Origin of the sequence: Streptomyces sp. V1I1 (assembly GCF_030817355.1) — a bacterium.
Taxonomy (GTDB): Bacteria; Actinomycetota; Actinomycetes; order Streptomycetales; family Streptomycetaceae; genus Streptomyces.
Genome location: NZ_JAUSZH010000001.1, coordinates 4,716,510 through 4,738,347 on the forward strand (window position 1 = coordinate 4,716,510; position 21,838 = coordinate 4,738,347).

The 21,838-nt window shown below is 68.8% G+C and carries 19 protein-coding genes, 1 tRNA gene and 4 pseudogenes; 17 read left to right on the forward strand and 7 right to left on the reverse strand.

Features of this window, described 5'->3' with window-relative positions; all coding sequences use genetic code 11:
• Nucleotides 1-140 precede the first annotated feature (140 nt).
• Together QFZ67_RS22290 and QFZ67_RS22295 are read right to left on the reverse strand one after the other, a co-directional pair.
• Nucleotides 141-518 carry a hypothetical protein gene (locus QFZ67_RS22290; RefSeq protein WP_307662847.1) on the reverse strand — a complete coding sequence of 126 codons (378 nt, stop codon included), beginning with the start codon at nucleotides 516-518 and terminating at the stop codon, nucleotides 141-143.
• 151 nt (nucleotides 519-669) lie between these two features.
• Nucleotides 670-981: pseudogene (locus tag QFZ67_RS22295) on the reverse strand (LysR family transcriptional regulator); the annotation flags it as partial.
• A 185-nt stretch (nucleotides 982-1,166) separates the two neighbouring features.
• Here QFZ67_RS22295 and QFZ67_RS22300 point away from each other — a divergent pair.
• The 8 genes and pseudogenes from QFZ67_RS22300 to QFZ67_RS22335 all read left to right on the forward strand — a co-directional run bounded on the left by QFZ67_RS22300 (nucleotide 1,167) and on the right by QFZ67_RS22335 (nucleotide 7,094).
• Nucleotides 1,167-1,619 carry a M20/M25/M40 family metallo-hydrolase gene (locus tag QFZ67_RS22300; RefSeq protein WP_307662848.1) on the forward strand — a complete coding sequence of 151 codons (453 nt, stop codon included), beginning with the start codon at nucleotides 1,167-1,169 and terminating at the stop codon, nucleotides 1,617-1,619.
• Nucleotides 1,616-2,230 (forward strand): hypothetical protein, encoded by a 615-nt coding sequence (locus QFZ67_RS22305; protein WP_307662849.1) that lies wholly within the window; start codon nucleotides 1,616-1,618, stop codon nucleotides 2,228-2,230. Before QFZ67_RS22300 ends, QFZ67_RS22305 begins: the two co-directional genes overlap by 4 nt.
• Before the next feature lie 929 nt (nucleotides 2,231-3,159).
• Nucleotides 3,160-3,337 (forward strand): annotated as a pseudogene (locus tag QFZ67_RS22310) (cell division protein ZapE); the annotation flags it as partial.
• A gap of 229 nt (nucleotides 3,338-3,566) precedes the next feature.
• Entirely contained in the window at nucleotides 3,567-3,968 is a 402-nt protein-coding gene (locus QFZ67_RS22315; RefSeq protein WP_307662850.1) for a hypothetical protein, read from the forward strand.
• Between the two features lie 74 nt (nucleotides 3,969-4,042).
• A complete protein-coding gene (locus tag QFZ67_RS22320; protein ID WP_307662851.1) occupies nucleotides 4,043-4,624 on the forward strand; it encodes a carbonic anhydrase in 582 nt (193 codons plus the stop codon).
• Nucleotides 4,625-4,641: 17 nt separating this feature from the next.
• Nucleotides 4,642-6,120: a SulP family inorganic anion transporter gene (locus QFZ67_RS22325; RefSeq protein WP_373430086.1), complete on the forward strand. Its 1,479-nt coding sequence runs from the start codon at nucleotides 4,642-4,644 to the stop codon at nucleotides 6,118-6,120.
• Between the two features lie 264 nt (nucleotides 6,121-6,384).
• Complete coding sequence (locus QFZ67_RS22330) at nucleotides 6,385-6,828, forward strand: hypothetical protein (RefSeq protein WP_307662853.1); 444 nt, start codon at nucleotides 6,385-6,387, stop codon at nucleotides 6,826-6,828.
• 92 nt (nucleotides 6,829-6,920) lie between these two features.
• Nucleotides 6,921-7,094, forward strand: coding sequence for a CsbD family protein (locus tag QFZ67_RS22335; RefSeq protein ID WP_307662854.1), 174 nt, complete (start codon nucleotides 6,921-6,923; stop codon nucleotides 7,092-7,094).
• A gap of 621 nt (nucleotides 7,095-7,715) precedes the next feature.
• Here the strand turns inward: QFZ67_RS22335 and QFZ67_RS22340 are convergent.
• Nucleotides 7,716-7,791 (reverse strand) — tRNA-Arg (locus tag QFZ67_RS22340).
• Nucleotides 7,792-7,942: 151 nt separating this feature from the next.
• Between QFZ67_RS22340 and QFZ67_RS22345 the strand changes: the two genes are divergently transcribed.
• Nucleotides 7,943-9,097: a CapA family protein gene (locus tag QFZ67_RS22345; RefSeq protein WP_307662855.1), complete on the forward strand. Its 1,155-nt coding sequence runs from the start codon at nucleotides 7,943-7,945 to the stop codon at nucleotides 9,095-9,097.
• 40 nt (nucleotides 9,098-9,137) lie between these two features.
• Nucleotides 9,138-10,839, forward strand: a pseudogene (locus tag QFZ67_RS22350) (class I adenylate-forming enzyme family protein).
• On the opposite strand, the gene QFZ67_RS22355 reads toward QFZ67_RS22350, so the two are convergent.
• A complete protein-coding gene (locus QFZ67_RS22355) occupies nucleotides 10,826-12,115 on the reverse strand; it encodes a M6 family metalloprotease domain-containing protein (RefSeq protein ID WP_307662856.1) in 1,290 nt (429 codons plus the stop codon). The pseudogene QFZ67_RS22350 and the gene QFZ67_RS22355 sit on opposite strands and share 14 nt — an antisense overlap.
• 279 nt (nucleotides 12,116-12,394) lie before the next feature.
• Here QFZ67_RS22355 and QFZ67_RS22360 point away from each other — a divergent pair, with 279 nt between their 5' ends.
• Nucleotides 12,395-13,048, forward strand: coding sequence for a TetR/AcrR family transcriptional regulator (locus QFZ67_RS22360; RefSeq protein WP_307662857.1), 654 nt, complete (start codon nucleotides 12,395-12,397; stop codon nucleotides 13,046-13,048).
• A gap of 135 nt (nucleotides 13,049-13,183) precedes the next feature.
• A complete protein-coding gene (locus QFZ67_RS22365) occupies nucleotides 13,184-14,701 on the forward strand; it encodes an MFS transporter (protein WP_307662858.1) in 1,518 nt (505 codons plus the stop codon).
• 185 nt (nucleotides 14,702-14,886) lie between these two features.
• On the opposite strand, the gene QFZ67_RS22370 is transcribed toward QFZ67_RS22365, so the two are convergent.
• On the reverse strand, nucleotides 14,887-15,411 hold the full coding sequence (locus QFZ67_RS22370) for a MarR family winged helix-turn-helix transcriptional regulator (RefSeq protein ID WP_373430087.1): 525 nt from the start codon (nucleotides 15,409-15,411) through the stop codon (nucleotides 14,887-14,889).
• Between the two features lie 122 nt (nucleotides 15,412-15,533).
• Here QFZ67_RS22370 and QFZ67_RS22375 point away from each other — a divergent pair, with 122 nt between their 5' ends.
• Nucleotides 15,534-16,316 carry a dioxygenase gene (locus QFZ67_RS22375; protein ID WP_307662860.1) on the forward strand — a complete coding sequence of 261 codons (783 nt, stop codon included), beginning with the start codon at nucleotides 15,534-15,536 and terminating at the stop codon, nucleotides 16,314-16,316.
• A gap of 83 nt (nucleotides 16,317-16,399) precedes the next feature.
• Here QFZ67_RS22375 and QFZ67_RS22380 read toward each other — a convergent pair.
• Nucleotides 16,400-16,915: pseudogene (locus QFZ67_RS22380) on the reverse strand (N-acetyltransferase family protein); the annotation flags it as partial.
• A gap of 146 nt (nucleotides 16,916-17,061) precedes the next feature.
• Between QFZ67_RS22380 and QFZ67_RS22385 the strand changes: the two are divergent.
• Nucleotides 17,062-18,054, forward strand: coding sequence for an RNA polymerase sigma factor RpoD/SigA (locus QFZ67_RS22385; RefSeq protein ID WP_307662861.1), 993 nt, complete (start codon nucleotides 17,062-17,064; stop codon nucleotides 18,052-18,054).
• A gap of 143 nt (nucleotides 18,055-18,197) precedes the next feature.
• Here QFZ67_RS22385 and QFZ67_RS22390 read toward each other — a convergent pair whose 3' ends face one another.
• Nucleotides 18,198-19,160, reverse strand: coding sequence for a YafY family protein (locus QFZ67_RS22390; protein ID WP_307662862.1), 963 nt, complete (start codon nucleotides 19,158-19,160; stop codon nucleotides 18,198-18,200).
• Nucleotides 19,161-19,223: 63 nt separating this feature from the next.
• Here QFZ67_RS22390 and QFZ67_RS22395 point away from each other — a divergent pair, with 63 nt between their 5' ends.
• From QFZ67_RS22395 to QFZ67_RS22405, 3 genes are all read left to right on the forward strand, one after another.
• The gene (locus QFZ67_RS22395; RefSeq protein WP_307662863.1) at nucleotides 19,224-20,729 is read left to right on the forward strand and encodes an MFS transporter; all 1,506 of its coding nucleotides are present in this window, start codon (nucleotides 19,224-19,226) and stop codon (nucleotides 20,727-20,729) included.
• A gap of 4 nt (nucleotides 20,730-20,733) precedes the next feature.
• The gene (locus QFZ67_RS22400; RefSeq protein WP_307662864.1) at nucleotides 20,734-21,144 is read left to right on the forward strand and encodes a hypothetical protein; all 411 of its coding nucleotides are present in this window, start codon (nucleotides 20,734-20,736) and stop codon (nucleotides 21,142-21,144) included.
• 131 nt (nucleotides 21,145-21,275) lie between these two features.
• A complete protein-coding gene (locus QFZ67_RS22405; RefSeq protein WP_307662865.1) occupies nucleotides 21,276-21,671 on the forward strand; it encodes an ATP-binding protein in 396 nt (131 codons plus the stop codon).
• The last annotated feature ends 167 nt before the right edge of the window (nucleotides 21,672-21,838 follow it).

Sequence of the window (21,838 nt, forward strand, 5' to 3'; positions counted from 1 at the left end):
GTTCGCGTACGCCTGTGTGCTGCGACCAGGCAAGACGCTGACCCGCGCGTTCGAGCACGACTCGCCGGCCGTTCCCCGTGATTCCCCGCTGGGCACCGTCCGGTCGGGCACGCGAGGGGCACGTATGTGGTCGCTGCCCGTCAGCTGGTTAGGGCAGGATCACCGACCATAGGTCCCAACTCGCAGTCGCCTGGGGTGTCACCTTCCTTGGCGGTACGAGCAAGAAGTATGGGCACGTAAGGCTGCACCTCGCCGTACACGAAGATCGTGGGCTTGTCTCCGCTTTCGTGGATGGCTTGACACATCTTCAAGCCCTTAGCGCCGCTGGCCTGATCCGGCCCGAGGCTGGTGTTGATCACGGCAACTGACCCCTTGATGCGCAGCTTCGTAATGACTGAGCTGTCCGAGCCGACTGAGGCACGCACTGATTCGGGAGTAAGCGTCGGTCGGCTGCCGCAGCCGACCAGCAGGAAAGCGCCCGCGAGAGCGGCAGCGTAGCGGCGTATGGCAGGCGACATGGGCTGTCCTTGATCAGAGAAAGGAGCAGGATCCTATCGCCCTGTCCTCTCTGCGACGTGTGATTTTTCAGTACCCGAGTAGTTGGTGTGCCTCGACGAAATGGCTGGGCCGGTCCTCCGGCACATCGGCGGCACGAGGGGCCTGACCCGCGAGCAGCCCGCCGTGCCCCGCGTGCAGCACCGCCAGTTCCCGCCCCGCCCACGCCAGCCGGTCGAGCATCTCCACGGCGTGCCGGTGCAACGCACGCCCGGCGGGATTGAGCCGTACACCCCGCGGGAGCCGCTCGAACAGCGGCCCGCCCGCCTGCTGTTCCAGCGCAGCGATCCGCCGGGACACCGCGGATTGCGTCTAGTTGAGCCGAACCGCCGCCTTCGTGAACGACCCGGTCTCGGCCACGGTGACGAGCAACTGCAGCGCGTCTCGAACACGTTCCTTCCGCCGCCAGGGCCTTCGTCCGGCCATCGGCATCTTCCCTCAACACATTCCTCCGATGCATGGATCCCATGCAATCCAGTCGCTGGTCTCATGCCTTGTCCCGCCCTAACGTCGTTCATGCGGCGGCGCTCCCGAGGGGGCAGGCGCGCCGCACCTCCACTGACCCATGAGATCCGAGGGAGAAGTGTGTTGCTGCGACAAGGAGTTGAGAAGTGGTGGGACCGGTGACCCGGGGGGCCGCGCTCGCGTTGCCGGCGATGCCGGCCGATGTGGAGGAACTCATGTCGTGCGAGTCCTTCTCGGCCGACCACGCCACGGTGGCGCGCAGTGCCGAGGTGATCGGCGCCCTCGGCACGATCACGCCCGGAGCCCGGCTGGAGGTCCTGGGCGGCGCCGGGCGCCCGCCCATAGAACCGGGGTCCTCCGCCGACCTGTTCGCCCTCGCCTCCCGCGTCGCCGCGGAACTGGGCCAGGCGCCCCTGCGCGGAACCGCCGTCGGCGGCGCCTCGGACGGCAACTACACCGCGGCGACGGGCTCCCCGACCCTGGACAGCCTGGGCGCCGTGGGCGGCGGCGCACACGGGGACACCGAGTACGTCGAGGTCGCGCGGATGATCCCCTGCGCCCCTCTGCTCGCCGAGCTGATCACCAGGATCGTGCGATGAAGCGGCCGACGCGTCACCTCAGCTGCGTTCACGCCCTGGTGTTCACCGTGGTCACCGCCGTGACGCTGGCCGCCTGTTCCGGCGATCCCGGCGCGGCGCCGACCGCCGAGCCGACGCCGACGGACAGCACCCCGTCGATCGTCGACCAGCTGCTGACACCGACGGAGAGCGCCGCACCGACCGCTTACCCGTCCGCCACCGACCCCGCGCAGATCGCCAACAACGTCGCCCTCTGGTACGAATCCGGAGGTGAGGAGCAAATCACCGGCGTGCGCGGCGAGGCCGAGGCGGTCTACTCCCACCACGACGATGACTTCTGGTTCATTGACTTCAGTCGGCTCTTCGACCAAGTCCACGAGGCCCAGGAGTACCCCCCCATCCCCGACCGTAAGACCCAGGCCGCCTGGTCTGCCGCCCTCAAGCACGTCAACAACGGCGGTGGTGACGTATTCAACGCGACGCGGTTCGGCACCGCCCAGAGCCAGAGCGCCGAGCGGGCCAAGCAGGAGGCCCAGGGCTGGAAAGAACTCGCCGAAGGCATCAAGGGCCTCAAGGCGGTCGAAGCAAGGCTCCACCGCACCTTCGGCCTCGATCCGCTGACGGCCCCCTGAAAGGTCTTGCCGTGGAAGACCACGTCCAGGGCGCGTCCGGCCAACCCGGTGTGCGGGTTTGGGCGAGCACGAGCGAGACCCTCGTAGGCTGCCGGTGATGAGCCGTCACGACCGCGCCATCGCCGATCGGCTCGGCGCCGTGATCCGCGAGGGTGGGGGAGGGGCGCCCCCGGTCAGGGGGATGTGGCGTCGTGCGGCACTAGTGGCACGCGTGTGGCGCGTCCTCGAACACGACGAAGGGCCAGTCCGGGAGGAAACCCCTCCTGAGCCGGCCCTTCTGCGTGTGCCCCCGGCAGGATTCGAACCTGCGACACCCGCTTTAGGAGCATGATCATAAGGCTACTCGTCTTTCCTTGTCCTGCTTGATGATTCGCTGTTTGCACAGGTCAGCGGCCTGATAAGGAAAGACGGGGGAGTGATCTTTCACGATCCTTCGCGGGCTTTCTTTGTCCTGCTGTTCCCACCAGGTTCCCAACTGAGGCCTTGGGAACGGTCTTCGAGAGTCGGCGGGAGCGTCTACGCAGCTCTGTCGCCCAGTCGGGTTCCGTTGAGCACCGCAGATGCTTTGGAGGAGCAATAGGCTCGCTCCCTTGGCCCGGGAGTTGAGCCAGTGGCCGTTTTCGCAGGTCAGTCGCCTGCTCACAGACTAGCCCGCTGCCTCTCCGTTCGGAACAGGATCTGCTCCGCCTGGGTTGTCTCCAGGTTCCCCCAGGTGCCGTACGGCGGCGACTTCTGCGGCCAGGCGCTGCTGGGCGCGTTGGAGTCGCGCCCTGGTGGTTCTTCAAGGCTTGTGTCAACGGCCAGTTCGTTCGGCTCTGATCCTTTTCTTGTGGCCCAGTCGCGCAGAGCCACGGCAGTGGCGTGTCGGTGACCCAGTCGGCGAGCGGCAGGGCGTTCGGGGCAACGCCGACGACCGGGACGCCGGACATCGGCTGGCGCCGGACCAGTCGACGGCGCTGCGGCTTGTCGTCCTCGCAGACCGGCTGTACGCCGTTGAGGTGCCGGTCCTGGCCTCCGGGCTGCTCCTCGGGCTCGCTGTTCAGCGAGGAGACATTGAAGGGCGGCTACCGCAGGAAGGGCATCCGGGCAATCTCCCGGCTGACGGCCCCGACCTGGACGCCCAACGGCTCGTCGAGCTCGTGTCCGGGCCCCGGGCGGCCAACTTCAGCACATCAAGGGCCAGTTCACGCCACCCACGACACGCCTTCAGGCTCCCTTCCTGTCGAAACCTTAAGTTAACCCTGCAAATGATTTTGCAAGGTTATTGTGTTTCTTGGCTGATCATTGACTAAGCGTTGGCATGCTCTAGAGACGTGAACTACCTGGAGGGAGGCTCATGTTCCGAGGTACGACGGCCCGGACCGTGGTGTCGATCCTCGCCGCTGTCCTGCTCGGCCTTCAGGTCTTCGCGCCCACCGCATCCTTCGCATCCGCGCACACGGCCCGTCATGCCGTAGCCAAGGGCCAGCCCGGAATCAAGCCCTCCGGGAAGGCGCTGCGCGACGAGATCGTCACCTACCGGGACGCCGGCCGCCACGGGGACCCGACCGGTCCCCTGCGCACCCGCGACCGGTACCGCACTGCCGCCGACTGTGCACCCGAGGCACCCGACCGTCCACACCTGAGGCAGGGGGCCTCGAAAGCGGGCGAGCCGGGCACATCCCGTACCGCGCACCACCGCACGTCGAGAGCCTCGGCAGCCCACTCACCGGCGGCACTTCAGGTGTTCCGCTGCTGAGCAGCAGAGCAGTCCCCCCACCTGTCCTGTAAGCCGACGCGCCCCCACGGCGCGCCAGGAGGAATCACCACATCATGCAACCCCTCATCGACAACGCCCGCACGTTCGGACAGCGCCCTGAGGAGTTCGCCGGCCTCGCCCAAGGCCAGTCGCCAGAGGTCCTGTTCATCACCTGTGCCGACTCCCGGGTCGTTCCGGCCCTGATCACCGGCGCCCGCCCCGGCGAGCTCTTCGAGCTGCGCACCGCGGGCAACATCGTCCCGCCGTACGCCTCCGAGCACCCCACTAGTGAGGCGGCCACCATCGAGTACGCCGTGGAGGTCCTCGGCGTCCAGCACATCGTGGTCTGTGGCCACTCGCACTGCGGCGCCGTGGGCGCTGTGGTGCGCGGCGACGACCTGAACGCCGTACCCGCCGTGCGTGACTGGCTCGCGCACGCCGCGGACGAGCCCAAGTGCTCCGACCCCGCCGACCCGACGGTCGCCGAGGCTGTGCAGCACCACCTCCTGACGCAGCTGCTGCGGCTGCGCTCCTACCCTTGCATCGAGAAGCGCCTGCAGGCGGACCAACTCCGGGTGCACGGCTGGTACTACGAGGTGCACACCGGAGCCGTGCGCGAACACCGCGCGGAGACCGACACGTTCGAGGCGCTGTGAGGGACACCATGACTGTGATGTCGAGGTTCCCTTACCTGCGGCAGGATTTCGCCGCCTCCATCGTCGTCTTCCTGGTCGCGGTGCCGTTGTGCGTCGGCGTGGCGGTCGCCTCCGGTGTCCCCGCGGAGCTGGGCCTGGTCACCGGCATTGTGGGCGGGCTGGTCACCGGTTTTCTGCCCGGCAGCAGTCTTCAGGTGTCGGGGCCGGCGGCAGGCCTGACTGTGCTGGTCTTCGAGGCGGTCAGCGAGTTCGGAGTGGCCGCGCTCGGCGTGATCGTGCTGATGGCCGGGCTGCTCCAGCTCGCCATGGGCTTCCTCAGGGTGGGCCGCTGGTTCCGGGCGATATCCGTCGCCGTCGTGGAGGGCATGCTCTGCGGCATCGGTCTGGTGATCATCGCCGGCCAGCTCTACGCAGCGTCGGGCCTGAAGGCCCCGGAGACCGGCATCGGCAAGATCGTGGGCCTGCCCGGGGCGTTCGCCGACGCGCTCGGCAGCACCGAGGCCCTGACCTCGCTCGCAATCGGCGCGGGCACCGTCGCCGTCATCGTGCTGTGGAAGAAGATGCCGAAGAAGGTGCAGGCCGTGCCCGGCGCCCTTGCGGCGGTGATGCTGGCCACTCTCGCCTCGCTCGCCTTCAGCCTGCCGGTCGCCACGGTCGAGGTGGAGGGTCTACTCGGCGTCATCCAGCCGCCCGGGTCCGACGCCTTCGGTGAACTGGCCAACCCGGCCATCTGGGGCACCATCATCGCGTTCGCGCTGATCGCCTCCGCCGAGTCGCTGTTCAGCGCGGCGGCCGTGGACCGGCTGCACGACGGCCCACGCACCCAGTACAACAAGGAGATGATCGCCCAGGGTGCGGGCAACACGGTATGCGGTCTGCTCGGCGCGCTGCCGATGACCGCGGTGATCGTGCGCAGCTCCGCGAACGTCCAGGCGGGCGCGAAGACCAAGGCGTCGCGGGTGCTGCACGGCGTGTGGATCCTGCTGTTCGCCGCCGCGCTGCCCTCCGCCCTGGCGCTGATCCCGCTGCCCGCCCTGGCCGGCATCCTGGTCCACGCGGGCTGGAAACTCATCCCGTTCCGCCAGATCGCGACGCTGTGGCGGGACCACAAGGGTGAGGCGCTGATCCTCATCGTCACCGCCGTGTCGATCGTCGTAGTGAACATGTTTGAGGGCGTGCTCATCGGCCTGGCCCTTGCGGTGATCAAGACCGCCTGGGAAGCCTCGCACCTCAAGTTGGAGGTCATCGACAAGGGCGCCGGCCCGATCCAGGCGTACCTGTCGGGCAACGCGACCTTCCTGCGCCTGCCGAAGATCCTCGACAGCCTGGAGGCGCTGCCCCAGGACCGGCCCGTCGAGCTGGATCTGTCCGGGCTGCACCACCTCGACCACGCCTGCCGCATGGCCCTGGAGAACTGGGCCGAGCGGCACAGTGCACCGGACACCGAACCGGTGAAGGTCACGACCGCACAACCGGTGAAGGCCACGGCGCAGTAAGGATCTCGTCGTAGGGATCTGCCGCCCGGCCGGAGGCTCGACCGAGCCCCCGGCCGGGCATATCGCCGAAAGTGGTGCGAATACTTGCCTGAAGCGCAGGAACCCGGCGCTACTGTTTGGACAGAGTGGAGGTCGCGGTGGCGGAGCATCCTGTGATCGAGTGGACCACCAATCCCGGGGCCTCATGCCGTCCCTGTCGCAGTGGCCTCGTTGGCGGTGCAGTTCTACCGTAGGGAGATACGAAGCAGATCCTTGGAGCGAGTCATGATCGTCATCCTCGGACTCGTCATCCTGCTCGCCGCGGTAGTCGTCGGCGTGGCCGGTGTTGTCACCAACAGCGGCAGCGCGCACGAGGTTACCGGCGGGTTCTCGGTATTCGGCTTCGACGTGACCGGCTCCACCGGCACGCTCTTCCTTTACGGCATGATCGTCGGGGCAGCGGCCCTGTTTGGACTGAGCCTGCTCCTGACCGGCGCACGCCGTACCTCTCGCCGTGGCAGCACCGCGCACCGCGGACGCAAGCCGTCGCGCCGCGAGACGGCCTCTGCCGGGAGGGACCGCGACGACCTGGTCGACCAACGCGAGCCCGCCCGCGCGGACAACGCGAATGCGCGGGGGAACGACTCACCCCAAGGTGATCGCACTCGAGCCCCGGACAGCGGTCGCCGCAGCAGACTGCACTTCGGGCACCAATCCACCCCCCAGTAGGCGTGCGGCCGCACGCGCAGATCGCTGACCGGCCGGCGTCACGGTATTCCTGCCACCGAACCCCAACAGACAACTCACCCAGGGTGGCTCCCATGAGTTTCGCGAAGAAGATCGCGCACAAGGCCGAAGCGATGAAAGGCGGCGCCAAGAAGGCAACCGGCCGTGCCACCGGCAGTCGGCGCCTGCAGGCCGAAGGCCGCGGAGACCAACTCAAGGGCAACATCAAGCAGGCCGGGGCAAAGATCAAGGACGCCTTCAAACACTGACCACTCCGCCCCGTCGACCCGACCAGGTCTACGCCGAAGCACGCGGGAGGACCTGCATGGGTACAGCTGGGCGTCGATCTGAGACAGGCGCTGTTTGCGCATGCCCTCAGGCGGCTGACGACGCCCCACAACGCCGATTCGTCCAGAGCGAACGCAGGGAGCGGTCCAAGGCGGGGTAACGGCAGCACGCCCGGCGCGCGATGCGTGCAGTGCCGATTCCGGGGCCCGGTAGACGAGGGCGCCAGGACAGCCGACCGAGCACCCACGCAGCGACGCAGCGGGAACGAGCAAGGAACGGCAGCAGCACCCGAAGGTCTGCGGCCGCTCCTCTCCGTTGCGCGAACAACCTTGCCACGCGGAATGAGCAATGACGCGGGCATCCACTATCAGGCCAACGATCGACGCTCCCGCATCGACCAGGTGTCGGCGGTCTCTCCCAGCCGTCGCCGACACTGAGGCTCGTCTGGCCGTAGAGACGGGGGCTTTCCGTTAGATCATTAATGAATGTCCGAAGTGGGACTAATGCGCATTTCAATGTTCCCAGGAAGTTCCCATTGCGCGCCCAAAGGCCTTCCAGGGTGGTTCCCTGGAAGGCCTTTAGCGCACTGACCTGCACCTTTGTGGTGCCCCCGGCAGGATTCGAACCTGCGACACCCGCTTTAGGAGAGCGGTGCTCTATCCCCTGAGCTACGAAGGCGGGGAGACCCGGTTGATCCAGATCCGGCGACTAGCCTAGCGGATGCGGGCTCCAGCCTGGCAGGCATTCCGTTTCCGCAGGTCAGGCCGTGGTCGGCGGTCGTGGATCCGGGTGGTTTCCGGTCGCGTTCCGCGCGACTTAGCGTGGAAGCATGCGCGAGGACGTGGTGACCCTGTTCCTCTGCGGTGACGTCATGCTCGGCCGTGGCGTCGATCAGATCCTCCCGCACCCCGGCGACCCCGCCCTGTGGGAGCGGTACACCGCGGACGCCCGGTCCTATGTGGAGTTGGCGGAGGCGGTGAACGGGCCGATCCCGCGTCCGGTCGGTCACTCCTGGCCCTGGGGGGATGCGCTGGAGATCCTCGACGAGGCCGCGCCCGATGCCCGCGTGGTGAATCTGGAGACCAGCGTCACGCGCAGCAACGACTTCGCCGCGGGCAAAGAGGTGCACTACCGGATGCATCCGGCCAACCTTCCCTGCCTGGTCGCCGGTCGGCCCGACGCTTGTGTGCTGGCCAACAACCACGTGCTGGACTTCGGTCGCCGGGGGTTGGAGGAGACGCTCGACTCCCTGGCCGGCGCGGGCCTGCGGGCGGTGGGCGCCGGGCGGGATGTGGATGAGGCGCGGCGGCCCGCCTTGGTCGCCGTCCAGGGCGGCGCGCGGGTGCTCGTCTTTTCCTTCGGGATGGCGTCCAGCGGCATTCCGCGAAGCTGGGCCGCCGGCGAGCACCGGGCCGGGGTCGACTTCGTGGCGGAGCCGTCGGACGCCGCGGCGGCCTCGGTCGTCCGCCGCGTACGGCAGGTGAAACGACCGGGTGATGTGTCGGTCGCCTCCGTCCACTGGGGATCCAACTGGGGATACGGCATCCCGCGAAGCCAGGTCCGTTTCGCGCATGCGCTGATCGACGGTGGAGTCGATGTCGTGCACGGGCACTCGTCGCACCATCCCCGCCCGCTGGAGCTGTACCGCGGCAAGCTCATCCTCTACGGCTGCGGCGACTTCATCGACGACTACGAAGGCATCACCGGCTATGAGCAGTACCGGGACGACCTGCGGCTGCTGTATTTCGTCTCGGTGGAGCCGGACACCGGCAAGGCGGCCGACGTGCGGATGGCAGCCGTGCAGAGCCGGCAGATGCGGCTGCGGCACGCGTCGGGCGAAGACCGCGAGTGGCTGCGGGCGACTCTCGACCGGGTCAGTCGCGGCTTCGGTGTGCGCATCGGCCTGGAGCCCGGCGGGATGCTCATGGCCGGTTCCCTGCATGGGTCGTACACGAATGTTGACGAGGGTGGGGCACGGGCATAGCGTCGCTCCGTACTGAGCAGGTGCTTAGAGAGGGTCGACCGTGCCGCACCCCGATCCGTCCACCCGCCCCGAGGCCGCACTGACTGCGCCCGGGGCACCCTTCGAAGTCGTACGGGGCGAGGACGGCGGGCTGCTCTACGCCGGCGGCCCGCGCACCCTGCGGGAGTTCGTCGAGGCCACCTGGGCGTTCGGGGACCAGCCGTTCCTCGTCGCCGCCACCGGGACGTACAGCTACCGCGAGTTCTTCGCCGCCGCCTCCGCGCTCGCCCGGCGGTTCGTCGAGGTGTACGGGCTGCGGCAGGGCGATCGGGCCGTTGTGGCGATGCGGAATCACCCCGAGTGGCAGATCGCCCTCTGGGCCACCCAGTTGGCGGGACTGGTGGCGGTGCCGCTCAATGCCTGGTGGGACCGAGGACGAGTTCGCGTACGCCCTCGACGACTGTTCGCCGCGGGTGCTGCTCGTCGACGGGGAGCGGCTGCCGCGGGTCGACGCCTGGCGCAGGCGGGCCGGCGTCCCGGTCGTCGTCTTCCACGGGGAAGGCACGCCCGGCGAGGGGGTGGAGCGGTACGAAGACTTCGAGGCCCCCGATCCGCTCGCCGCGCCGCCCGGGGTCGAGGTGCGGGCCGAGGACGACGCCACCATCATCTATACGTCCGGGACCACCGGGCGGCCCAAGGGCGCCGTCGCCACTCAGCTCGCCCAGGCCGGGGCCGCGCACAATCCGCGGTTCTACGCCGCCGCTTCAGCCCTCGCGAGCGGGGTGCTGCCGGGGCAGGGGCCCGCGCCGGTGGTGCTGATGACGTTTCCGTTCTTCCATGTGGCCGCGTTCACCACGCTGTACGCGACGATGGCGGCCGGCGGGGCGCTCGTACTGATGCGGAAGTGGGACGCCGAAGAGGCCCTCGCGCTGATCGAGCGGCACCGCGTCACGCACTACTCCGGGGTGCCGACCACCGCGCTCCAGCTGCTTGACGCCGCCGAGCGGGCCGGGGGAGAGCTTGAGACGCTCACGCATCTCAACACCGGCGGGGCCGCGGCCCCGCCCAACCTCATGGCCCGGCTGAGGGCCCGCTACGGGCAGCGGATAGAGCCGCGCACCGGCTACGGACTGACCGAGACCAGCGGCGGCGTGCTCGCCAACTTCGGCCCCGGGTACCGGGAGAACCCGGGGAGCGTGGGGCGGCCGACCCCCGCCACCGAGGTGCGGATCGCCAGGCCGGACGGTAGTGAACTGCCCGAAGGAGAGGTCGGTGAGTTGTGGCTGCGCGGGCAGGCGCTGGTGCGCGGGTACTGGAACAACCCGGACGCGACCGCCGCCGCGTTCCACGACGGGTGGTTCAGGACCGGCGACCTCGCGACGGTGCGCGACGGGCGGGTCAGCATCGTCGACCGGCTCAAGGACATGGTCATCCGCGGCGGCGAGAACGTGTACTGCGTCGAGGTGGAAGCCGTCTTGCACGATCACCCGGACGTCGCCGACGCCGCCGTGCTGGGTGTCCCGCACCCGGTGCTGGGGGAGGAGGTGGCGGCCGTGGTGCAGCTGCGCGCCGCGGCCACGGTCACCGTCGACGAGCTGCGGGCGCACGTCGGCAAGACCCTCGCCGCCTTCAAGGTGCCCGCTCATGTCCTCGTACGGGACGAGCCCGTGCCCCGCAATCCGACCGGGAAGATCCTCAAGCGCGAACTCCGCGGCCCCGTGGAGGAACAGGTGTCGCGGGAGCGGCTCTTCAGGAACGCGTGACGCGCACCCGGTAGGTGCCGTCCGACTCCGCCCGGAGCACCGCGATACGGATGCCGTTCTGCCGGTCGACGAACGACTGCCCCGGCCGGTACGGCGCGTCCGACAGCTCCGCGTGCACATTGGGACGCCGGGTGCAGCCCCCGCTGTTCCGGGTGCTGTCCGAGACCGACACCGGCCCCTGCCCGGTGTCCACGTCTGACTGCACGCGGTAGATCAGCACGCCGGGCGCGCACACGGCCTCGTCGTTGCCCGCCCGGGTGCGCACCTCTACCGCGTACCCCGCGTTCTTGGTGAGCGGCACGATCGCCATCTTCGCGCCGCCCGCGACCGCCAGCGGCGTCAGCGCGTAATCGGTGGTGCCGGGCGCGGCCGCGCAGCCGATCTGGCCGGCGTCGAGCCAGCCCAGCTTCCATTTGTGCCAGCCCAGCAGATCGTTGTTGGCCCCCCAGTCCTCGGACATGATGTCCCAGTGGCCGACCGCGCCCGCGCCCTCGGAGGTGTAGAGGTCGGGCAGGCCGAAGACATGGCCGTTCTCGTGGGGCAGTACTCGATAGCCGTTCTCGCCGTACGACCCCGAACCGTCGTCCTGACGGCTGTAGACGAAGGACGTGTTGGCGAGCGGCACGCCGTCCGCGAGCGGGGCCTCGTCATTGCCGGAGAAGGTAACGGAGAGCACGGTGTCCAGCGCCGACGGCCCGGCATTGGGCGTGACCAGTATGTTGACCAGGTCGTACGCCTTGAAGTTCACCTTTGGGTCGGCCACCGTCACTATGTCCTGGGCGAGCCGACGGTAGCCCGGTTCATAGGGGGAGCCGCGCTCTATCCCGTACGCGGCGAACGGCATCGGCATCCGCAGCCAGTCGGTTACCGGGGTGTGCGTGCGATAGATGAGGCGTCCGTACGAACTGGTCCGGAACCATTCGGCGGTCTGCGGGAAGAACTCCGCGAGCCGGTCCACCGCCCGCCCCGAACCCGGCGCGTCCGGGAAGTCGATCATCAGGTTGAGCGCGCGGACCTCGCCGGTGGAGCGGGAGTAGCCGGGCGGGGTGGGCACGCCCTCCGACATCTGGATCCCCAGCGTGGAGGCGATTTTGCAGGGCCCGAGCGCGGACTTGTCGGCGCCTGCCACCGGCCCGGCCGACGCCCGGGTGGGGTCGGGGAGGTGGGCGCTCGCCGTCGTGAGTGCGGCGAGGGCGAGCGCTGTGAGGGCGGCGAGTGCGCCGAGGCGGCGGCGGGAGCTGCCGGTGGTGCGTATCCGGTGGCGCGTTGGCTGCATGCAATCGCCTTCGGGTCCGCGGCAGCAGGCCGGGCCCTGGCTGCACTCATTGCGATCAGCCTGTGACGGGTGGTGGCGGGGTGCCCGCCGGGTGGGCCGATCGTGGTATTTCACGCGAGACATTTGTGACGCAGGTCACATCTCGTACGGGAAATAACCGGGGATCGTTTCCCCGTTTGAACTCGTGTCCCCGCGAAACGGGGAAGAGGTCCCCGGTTACGTACCGAGTGCAGCCGATGTACGTAGCGATACGAGGCAGATACGAGAGGAAGTGGAGCCGTGAGCCCCGCCGCCGACACCGAAACGCGCCGCTCTTCCCGGCCGCGGGCGGACGCCCTGCGGAACAGGGAGCGGATCGTGACGGCCGCGCGCGAGATGTTCGTCGAGTTCGGGCCCGAGGTCCCGCTCGATGACATCGCCCGCCGGGCGGGTGTCGGCAATGCCACGCTCTACCGGCACTTCCCCGACCGCGACACCCTCATCCAGGAGGTCGTCCTCTTCGTCCTGGCCCGCACGACGCAGCGGGCGCACGAGGCGGCGGCCGAGGAGGCGGACCCGTTCGAGGCGCTGCGGCGCTTCACCCACGCGGCCGCCGACGAGCGGATCGGGGCGCTGTGCCCACTGCTCACCGGGACCTTCGACAAGCACTATCCCGATCTGACCCATGAGCGGGTACGCCTCGAAGCGGCAGTCGACGGCCTCTTCGCGCGCGCACATGAAGCAGGCAGGCTCCGCGCCGACGTCGCCGTCGGAGATCTGCTCGTCGCTCTCTCCCAGCTCAGCCGGCCGCTGCCGGGCACCGCGTGCCTGAACATCGACCGGTTCGCCCATCGCCATCTGCAGCTTTTCCTGGACGGACTCGAAGCGCCCGCGCGCTCCGAACTGCCGGGCACGGCCGCGACCATGGAGGGACTGCGCGGCAGCACCCCGTGAAGCGGTGAAGCAGCCTGGCCGCGCCGATGAGTTGAACCGGCGCCGCAGGTCTCCTCTGCAACACCTTTGACCACGTCTACAACACCCTTGACCACGTCCGTTTTGACCTCTCCGCACCCTTAGGTGGCTACTTCCATGCCAAAAACAGCCGACATTTCCGTTCCGGACCCCAGCCGCTGGAGAGCGCTGGTGTTCATAGCCGTGGCCCAGCTGATGGTGGTGCTCGACGCGACAATCGTGAACATCGCGCTGCCCACGGCCCAGCAGGACCTGGGTATTTCCGACGCCAACCGCCAGTGGGTCATCACCGCCTACGCCCTCGCCTTCGGCGGACTGCTGCTCTTCGGCGGCCGCATCGCCGACCTGTGGGGCCGTAAGCGCACCTTCGTCGTCGGACTGCTCGGCTTCGCCGCGGCATCCGCGCTCGGCGGCGCGGCCACCGGCGAGGCGATGATGCTCGGGGCCCGCGCCCTGCAGGGCGCCTTCGGCGCGCTGCTCGCGCCCGCCGCGCTCTCGCTGCTCGCCGTGATGTTCACCGACGCGAAGGAGCGCGCCAAGGCCTTCGGTATCTACGGTGCGATCGCCGGTGGCGGTGGCGCCGTCGGCCTGATCCTCGGCGGCTTCCTCACCGAGTACCTGAACTGGCGCTGGACCTTCTTCGTCAACATCCCCTTCGCGATCGTCGCCGCCGTCGGTGCGTACCTCGTGATCCGTGAGCCGGAGGGCGCGCGCAACCGCTCCTCGCTCGACATCCCCGGCGTCGTCCTGTCCACCCTGGGCCTGGTGGCGCTGGTGTACGGGTTCACCCGCGCCGAGTCCGCGGGCTGGTCCGACAGCCTGACCGTGGGCATGTTCGTCGCCTCCGCGGTGCTGCTCGCCGGATTCGTCGTCACCGAGGCGAAGGTCAAGTCCCCGCTGCTGCCGCTGCGCGTCCTGACCGAGCGCAACCGCGGCGGTGTCTACCTCTCGCTGGGCCTCGCCATCATCGCGATGTTCGGGCTGTTCCTCTTCCTGACGTTCTACCTCCAGGTCGTGAAGGGGTACTCGCCGGTCATGACGGGCTTCGCGTTCCTGCCGATGATCGCGGGCATGATCGCGGGCTCGACCCAGATCGGCGCCCGGCTGATGACCCGCGTTCCGCCGCGGCTGCTGATGGGCCCCGGCTTCCTGGTCGCGGCGGTCGGCATGCTGATGCTGACCCAGCTGGAGATCGGCACTTCGTACGCGGGTCTGATCCTGCCGGCGCAGGTGCTGCTGGGCTTGGGCATGGGTACGGCGTTCATGCCGGCGATGTCGCTGGCCACGCACGGCGTGGACCCGGCCGACGCAGGCGTCGCCTCCGCGATGGTCAACACCTCGCAGCAGGTCGGCGGCGCGATCGGCACGGCGCTGCTGAACACGATCGCGGCCTCGGCCACAACCGCGTACATCACCTCGCACGCGGCGGGAGCGGCCAACCCGAAGCTGCTGGAACTCCAGGGCATGGTGCACGGCTTCTCGTCCGCGATCTGGTGGGCGGTCGGGATCCTGGCGGCCTCCGCGGCGATCGCGTTCACGTTCATCAACACCGGGCGCCCGGGGGCCGGTTCGGTCACCGCGGGGTCGGGTGAGGGCGTCGAGGACGAGATCAAGGTCCCGGTCGTCGCGCACTGACGGTCGTGCACTGACGGTCGTGCACTGACGGTCGCGCAGTGACAGTCGTGCAGTGACGGTCGTGCAGTGACAGTCGCGCACTGACCAGTCGTGCACTGACACGAGCTCGGCGGACGCTGAGAGGTCAAGCGGCAGGGCCCTGCCCGGGTTGAACCCGGGCAGGGCCCTTCTCTTGCCGTGTGGGGTCAGCGCAGCCAGGGCAGGTCCGCGCCGGAGTCCTGCGGCTGGAGCCCAGCGGCCATGATCTGCATGATCTCGCCGAGCTGTCCGACCTGCTCGGGCGTGAGCCGGTCGAACATCGCCTGTCGTACGGCCTCGACATGGCCGGGCGCGGACCGTTCGAGGACCTTGAAGCCGTCGTCCGTCAGCACGGCGTTCTGCCCACGCTTGTCGGAGGGGCAGTCCTCGCGGCGCACCCAGCCGTTCTTCTCGAGACGGGCTATCGCGTGCGAGAGCCGGGACCGGGTGATCTTCGCGTCGATGGCCAGCTCGGTCATCCGCTTGCGGCGGCGCGGGGCCTGGGAGAGCTGGACGAGCAGTCCGTAGTAGATGTGCGGCATGCCGGCGTCGCGCTGGAGCTGGCGGTCGAGGTGGTCTTCGAAGAGGGTGGTGGCATGGAGATAGGCGCGCCAGACGCGCTGTTCGTCCTCGGTGAGCCAGCGCGGTTCGCGGCCGCCCCCGCCAGTGGATGCCGTGTTCATGTATTCCACTCTACGACCTATTCTTGAAGGTTGAACTATGTGGAGTTAGAGTGGAGCTAGCTTGAAAGTTCAAGTAGGTCGCAGGTAGGTCGGACGTAGACCGGACCGGATGTGGATCGGGAGCCGCTGTCATGAATGCCACCCCTGCCGCGGAGCGCATGCCCGCCCTCTATCTCTCGCACGGCGCACCGCCGCTCGCCGACGACCCCGTCTGGCCCGGCGAGCTCGCCGCCTGGTCCTCGTCCCTGCCGCGCCCGAAGGCGATCCTCATGGTCTCGGCCCACTGGGAGGACGCCCCACTCGCGCTCGGCGCGACCGGGACCGTACCGCTGGTGTATGACTTCTGGGGCTTCCCCGAGCACTACTACCAGGTCCGGTACGGCGCGCCCGGCGCGCCCGAACTCGCCGATTCCGTACGGAAGTTGCTGCGCACCGCCGGAACGCCGGTACAGGATGTCCCGGACCGCGGGCTCGACCACGGCGCCTACGTCCCGCTGGTGGAGATGTTCCCGGGCGCCGACCTTCCCGTACTCCAGATCTCCATGCCCACGCTCGACCCGCAGAAGCTGATGGACATCGGGCGCAGGCTCGCGCCGCTGCGCGACGAGGGCGTGCTGATCGTCGGCAGCGGCTTCTTCACCCACAATCTGGCGGCGCTGCGGCATGAGGGGACTCCCGGCTGGTCGGCGGAGTTCGACGACTGGGGGCGGCGGGCGCTCGCGGCGGCGGACGTGGACGCATTGCTGGACTTCGAGAACAAGGCCCCGGCCGGCCGGCTGGCCCACCCGCGGACCGAGCACTTCGCGCCGCTGTTCGTCACCCTGGGAGCGTCTCAGGACGAGCTCAAGAGCGGGAAGAGCGTGATCGACGGCTTCTGGATGGGCCTGGCGAAGCGGTCCTTGCAGTTCGGCTAGCCGCTGCTGCCCAGGTTCTTCCCCTGGTCTTTCCCCTGGTCTTTGCCCACGTCTTTACCCAGGTCTTTGCCCACGTCTTTACCCAGGTCTTTCTCGTACCAGGCCACGTCCCAGTACCGGCCGAACTTCCGGCCCACTTCGCGGTACGTACCGACGTGCCGGAAGCCGAAACGCGCGTGCAGCCGGGCCGAGGCCTCGTTCGGCTGGGCGATCCCGGCGTACGCGCGATGCAGATCTTCACCGTCGAGTGCCTCGAAGAGCGCCTTGTAGAGGAGTGTGCCGATGCCGCGGCCCGCCGCATCGGGAGCGCAGTAGACGCTGACCTCGACCGAGGTGGAGTATGCGGGCTTGGGGCGGAAGGGGCTGCTCGTCGCGTACCCAAGAATGAGGGCAGAACGGACATCGCGAGCAACCAAAAGACGATGCGGGCCGTCTTCAGGGTGGGAGTGCAGCCATGAGCGGCGCTGCTCGGGTGTGAAGACGGTCGTGTCGAAGGTGACGGCGGTCTCACGTATGTAGTGGTTGTAAAGCTCCGTGAGGGCATCGAGGTCGGCCTCCGTGCCCGCCCTGACCTGCACCTCTGCGTGATCCTTCGGCACTCTTCCTCCCGATGGCCGGACAGGGTACTGCAAGATCACGAAAATCGATGTGTCGCGTGGGAATTCTGTCCGGATTCCAGTCGTTGTTTCCAACGGATGCAGGGCACCCGGAAGGGTGTCGCGACCTACTCAGCAAGGGAGCTCGCATGGCAACCCGTGCCGTCGCCCGTCGTCAGTCCGAGTCCACTGGGACCGGCCGGGCAAGCAGTGCCGTGGGCGGGGAGATCGCCGACCGCGACCTGGTCGGCATGTACCTCGACGAGATCGCACGTACGCCGCTGCTCGACGCCGCAAAGGAAGTCGAGCTGTCCAAGACCATCGAGGCGGGCGTGTATGCCCAGCAGATCCTCGACGAAGACGTGCAGAGCGATGCCGTCGACGCCACGCGCGAGGAGCTCGAGGCGCTGGTCGCCGAGGGCGAGCGCGCGAAGGACGTCTTCATCCGCTCCAACCTCCGGCTTGTGGTGGCAGTGGCCCGGCGCTACCCGCGCAGCGGCCTGCCCCTGCTCGACCTGATCCAGGAGGGCAATGCCGGTCTGGTGCGCGCGGTCGAGAAGTTCGACTACGCCAAGGGCTTCAAGTTCTCGACGTACGCCACGTGGTGGATCCGCCAGGCGATCACCCGCTCCATAGCCGACCAGTCCCGCACGATCCGGCTCCCTGTCCACCTGGTGGAGGAGCTCGGCCGGATTCGCCGCGTCCAGCGCGAGTTCAACCGGGAGAACGGGCGGGAACCGGAGGCCGCGGAGGTCGCGAAGGAGCTGGGCTCCACGCCTGAGCGCGTCATCGACGTCCTCGACTGGGCGCGCGACCCCGTCAGCCTGAACATGGCGGTGGACGACGCGGGCGAGACGCAGTTCGGCGACCTGCTGGAGGACACCTCGGCGGTCTCGCCGGAGCAGTCGGTGCTCACGCTGCTGCGCAGCGAGGAGCTGGAAGACCTGATCGGCAAGCTCGACCACCGGACCGCGTCGATCATCCGCATGCGGTACGGCATCGAGGACGGCCGGGAGCGCACCCTGACGGAGGTCGGCAAGCAGCACGGCCTGACGCGGGAGCGGATACGGCAGATCGAGAAGCACGCGCTGCTGGAGCTGAAGCGGATGGCGCGCGACACGGGCTTCGACGCGGCGGCGTAATCGCCCGCGGCGGGCAAAGGCCCCCATAGACGGACCCCGGCACCATCCCCCCCGGTGCCGGGGTCCTTTCCTGCCGTGTGCCCGCGGCTCCTGTGCCCGCGGCTCCTGCTCCTGTGCCCGCGACGTCTCTTGTGCCCGCGGCGTCACCGGACAGGAGTTGCCCGGGTCAGGCGCGCGCCCAGGTTCGTCACGTACTCCACCAGCGGCCGCGGTCCGTGCACCGTGAACTCGCAGTCCACCAGCGCCAGTCGGAGCGCCACCCACTCCAGCGAGTCCGCCGACCTCGCCCGCAGCCGGCATGTTCCCTCTCCCGTCGCCTCCGGCGCGCCCAGCGTCTCCGGGAGACGCGCGGCCACGAACGCCGCCGGGGCCTCGAAGGTCACGTCGATGGCGTGCTCCGGCTGCCGGGACATGGAGTGCCCCAGCAGCTCCGCGGCACTGCCCGTCGGCAGCTCCCGCGGCACAAAGCGCGCCCCCGTGGCCAGGGGTTCAGAGACCCGGTCGACCCGGAACGTACGCCAGTCCTCCCGGCCGATGTCGTACGCGACGAGATACCACCGGCGGCCGGTCGAGACGAGGCGGTACGGCTCGACCTGCCGCTTCGTCTCGGTGCCGTTGCCCGCGCGGTAGCCGAAGCGGAGCCGTTCGCGCCCGGTGGCAGCGCCCGCGATGACCGTCAGAGTCTGCGGGTCGATCGTCGCGCCGTCGCCCCGGGTGAGCGGGACCGTCGCCGCCTGGAGCGTGGTCACCCGGTGCCGCAGCCGGGACGGCAGCACCTGCTCCAGCTTGGCCAGGGCGCGTACGGAGGCCTCCTCGATGCCCTCGATGGCGTGGCCGGCCCCCGCGCGCAGGCCGACCGCGATCGCGACCGCCTCCTCGTCGTCGAGGAGCAGCGGCGGCATCGCGGCGCCCGCGACCAGCCGGTACCCGCCGACCGCGCCCTTCGTCGCCTCGACCGGATAGCCGAGGTCGCGCAGCCGGTCGATGTCGCGCCGGATGGTGCGCGGGCTCACCTCGAGGCGCTCGGCGAGCTCACTGCCCGGCCACTCGCGCGGTGTCTGGAGGAGGGAGAGCAGATTCAGGAGTCGTGCCGGAGTATCCGTCATGTTCTTCAGGATGCCGCTTATATAGGTCGTGATCTGACCTACATGGCCTCTACTTTCCTTCCTATGAGTTCACAGCCCGCCGTCCCGGATACGGCTTCAGACCGTCGTCGCTGGATCGCGCTTGCCATCGTCATGACCGCCGCCTTCATGGATCTGGTCGACGTCACCATCGTCAATATCGCGATCCCGAGCATCGAGCGGGACCTCGGGGCGTCCTTCGGCGCGATCCAGTGGATCACCGCCGGGTACGCGCTGGCCTTCGCCGCCGGTCTGATCACGGGCGGCCGGCTCGGTGACATCTACGGCCGCAAGCGGCTCTTCCTGATCGGCATCACCGGCTTCACGCTCGCCTCCGCGCTCTGCGGCTTCGCCGCGAACGAGGAGATGCTGGTCGCCTCCCGCCTGCTGCAGGGCGCGACCGCCGCGATGATGGTGCCGCAGGTGCTGGCGATCATCCATGTCACCTTCCCGGCGCACGAACGCGGCAAGGTCTTCGGCATGTTCGGCGCGATCATCGGGCTCGGCGCGGTGTCCGGGCCACTGCTCGGCGCGCTGCTGACCCAGTGGAACCTCTTCGGCCTCGAGTGGCGGCCGATCTTCCTGATCAATCTGCCGGTGGGCATAGCCGGGCTGATCCTGGGCCGGAAGTACATCACCGAGTCCCGCGCCCCGAAGGCGCTCAAGCTCGACCTCGCCGGCGTCGCGCTGGTCACGCTCGGCCTGCTGATGCTGATCTACCCGCTCACGCGCGGCCGTGAGCTGGGCTGGCCGCTGTGGGGTCACCTGTGCATGGCCGGCAGCCTGATCGTCTTCGCCGCGTTCGTCATGTACGAGAAGTACAAGACGCGCAAGGACTCCTCGCCGCTCGTCGAGCTGTCGCTGTTCAAGGTGAAGAGCTTTGCCGCGGGCATCGCCGTGCAGCTCACCTTCGGGATCGCGTGCGGGATCTTCTTCCTGGTCTGGACGCTGTACATGCAGATCGGTCTTGGCTGGTCGCCGCTGCGGGCGGGGCTGACCGGCGTCCCCTTCTCCATCGCCGTGTCCACGGCGGCCGGGATGTCCGTACAGAAGCTGGTGCCGCGCTTCGGCCGCAAGGTGCTGCAGGCGGGCGCGGTGACGATGGCCGCGGGTCTGCTGATCTACATCTGGGAGGCCGGGCGGTACGGGACGGGGATCCAGTCCTGGCAGATGGCGCTCCCGCTGGTGGTCATGGGGATCGGGATGGGCCTGATAGTGGCGCCGCTGACGGACGCGGTCCTGTCGGACGTGCCCCGCGAGCACTCGGGCTCGGCGTCCGGACTGATCAACACCACCATGCAGATGGGCAATGCGCTGGGGCTCGGACTGGTCTCGGTGGTCTTCTTCGGCTCGATCGACGACCGGATCGCGCCGAGCGCGGTCGGGAAGGCGTTCGGGGAGGCGTTCCAGAACTCGCTGTGGTGGGTGGTGGCGGTGCTGGGCGCGATCTTCGTGGTGATGTTCGCGCTGCCGGCGCGGCCGAAGCAGCATGTGGAGGGGGCGGCGGAGACCGAGGGTCCGGTGGACCGGGAGCCGGTGCTCGCCAACTGAGCTCGTGCGGCTGACAGGCCCGGCCCTGGCGGAACAAAAAACTCTTTCGGTGCCTGCTCCACATTTCCGTGGTCAAGTGACCTTGGCGGCGGTGTGTCGTTCCAAAGAAGTGGAGTACGAACGCTTCGATGCGGCAATGCAGCAACTGGTCTGTTCCCGCACCCAGTTGGATGCGCTCGTGACTGCCCTCGCTCCTGAGCAGTTGGCTGGCTTCAGCCCGCAGGAAGCCGCCGTCCGAACGGAACTCGCCGGTGATGCCCTCCAGCTCCTGGAAGTCACCGAAGCGGCGATCGATTCCGGTGAGCCGGAGAACGTCCTCGTGGCCCTGGTCAACGCGGTTGATGTGCTCGCTGTCCAGCTGCGGGATCGGGTTCTGAACGGTGTCGTGGCGTCCATCCCACCACTGGATCAATGACCGATGTGAAGCCCCGGGCCGAGGCGAACTCGCGGCCGGCCGAGCGGGGAGCCGATAAGCCCAGCCGGCCGTGATGCGATCGGTTCGGGGAAGACGGCAAGAGTCTGAGTGCCGAGCCGTCGGAGGCCGCGATGGTGTATCCACCCGAGGAGGACTACGGACCCCTGGACGGGTCCCGCGTCGAGACACCGGAACGCGCGAGAGAAGTGACCCGCAGGTTCTTGTCCGTCGTCGCGCCGGGTGGCGGGAGCGGGGCGGACGCGGTGGTGCTGGTGGTGTCGGAACTGGTCACCAACGCGGTGCGGCATGCCGGCGGGGTGACCGGGTTCCGGCTGGAGGAAGGCCTGGGAACGGTGACGGTGGCGGTGCAGGACGCCAGCCCGGCCCCGCCACGGCCCCGCCCGGCGGGTGTCCGCGAGCCGTGCGGGTTCGGCTGGCATCTGGTGCGGGAGCTGTCGGCGGACGTCCAGGTCCACGTCCACCCGAGGGGGAAGACCGTGTGGGCGGCCGTGCGGCTGTCCCCCTAGCGTCACCCCGCAGGCCGAAGCACCGGCTGTGACGCTGATGCAGGCGCCTACGATTCCTGTTGAAGACCTCCGCGAACTGGCGGCCCGTTTGGGCATCGACCTGGGTCATTGAGTCGAGCCGAAGGGGCCCCACCGGGATGGACCGGGTAGGAGCCTCTCGCTATTTC

Coding starts and splice junctions, on each gene's coding strand:
- QFZ67_RS22290 (WP_307662847.1), bottom strand. CDS start 518: ATGTCGCCTGCCATACGCCGCTACGCTGCCGCTCTCGCGGGCGCTTTC.
- QFZ67_RS22305 (WP_307662849.1), top strand. CDS start 1,616: ATGAAGCGGCCGACGCGTCACCTCAGCTGCGTTCACGCCCTGGTGTTC.
- QFZ67_RS22315 (WP_307662850.1), top strand. CDS start 3,567: ATGTTCCGAGGTACGACGGCCCGGACCGTGGTGTCGATCCTCGCCGCT.
- QFZ67_RS22320 (WP_307662851.1), top strand. CDS start 4,043: ATGCAACCCCTCATCGACAACGCCCGCACGTTCGGACAGCGCCCTGAG.
- QFZ67_RS22325 (WP_373430086.1), top strand. CDS start 4,642: ATGTCGAGGTTCCCTTACCTGCGGCAGGATTTCGCCGCCTCCATCGTC.
- QFZ67_RS22330 (WP_307662853.1), top strand. CDS start 6,385: ATGATCGTCATCCTCGGACTCGTCATCCTGCTCGCCGCGGTAGTCGTC.
- QFZ67_RS22335 (WP_307662854.1), top strand. CDS start 6,921: ATGAGTTTCGCGAAGAAGATCGCGCACAAGGCCGAAGCGATGAAAGGC.
- QFZ67_RS22345 (WP_307662855.1), top strand. CDS start 7,943: ATGCGCGAGGACGTGGTGACCCTGTTCCTCTGCGGTGACGTCATGCTC.
- QFZ67_RS22355 (WP_307662856.1), bottom strand. CDS start 12,115: ATGCAGCCAACGCGCCACCGGATACGCACCACCGGCAGCTCCCGCCGC.
- QFZ67_RS22365 (WP_307662858.1), top strand. CDS start 13,184: ATGCCAAAAACAGCCGACATTTCCGTTCCGGACCCCAGCCGCTGGAGA.
- QFZ67_RS22375 (WP_307662860.1), top strand. CDS start 15,534: ATGAATGCCACCCCTGCCGCGGAGCGCATGCCCGCCCTCTATCTCTCG.
- QFZ67_RS22385 (WP_307662861.1), top strand. CDS start 17,062: ATGGCAACCCGTGCCGTCGCCCGTCGTCAGTCCGAGTCCACTGGGACC.
- QFZ67_RS22390 (WP_307662862.1), bottom strand. CDS start 19,160: ATGACGGATACTCCGGCACGACTCCTGAATCTGCTCTCCCTCCTCCAG.
- QFZ67_RS22395 (WP_307662863.1), top strand. CDS start 19,224: ATGAGTTCACAGCCCGCCGTCCCGGATACGGCTTCAGACCGTCGTCGC.
- QFZ67_RS22405 (WP_307662865.1), top strand. CDS start 21,276: ATGGTGTATCCACCCGAGGAGGACTACGGACCCCTGGACGGGTCCCGC.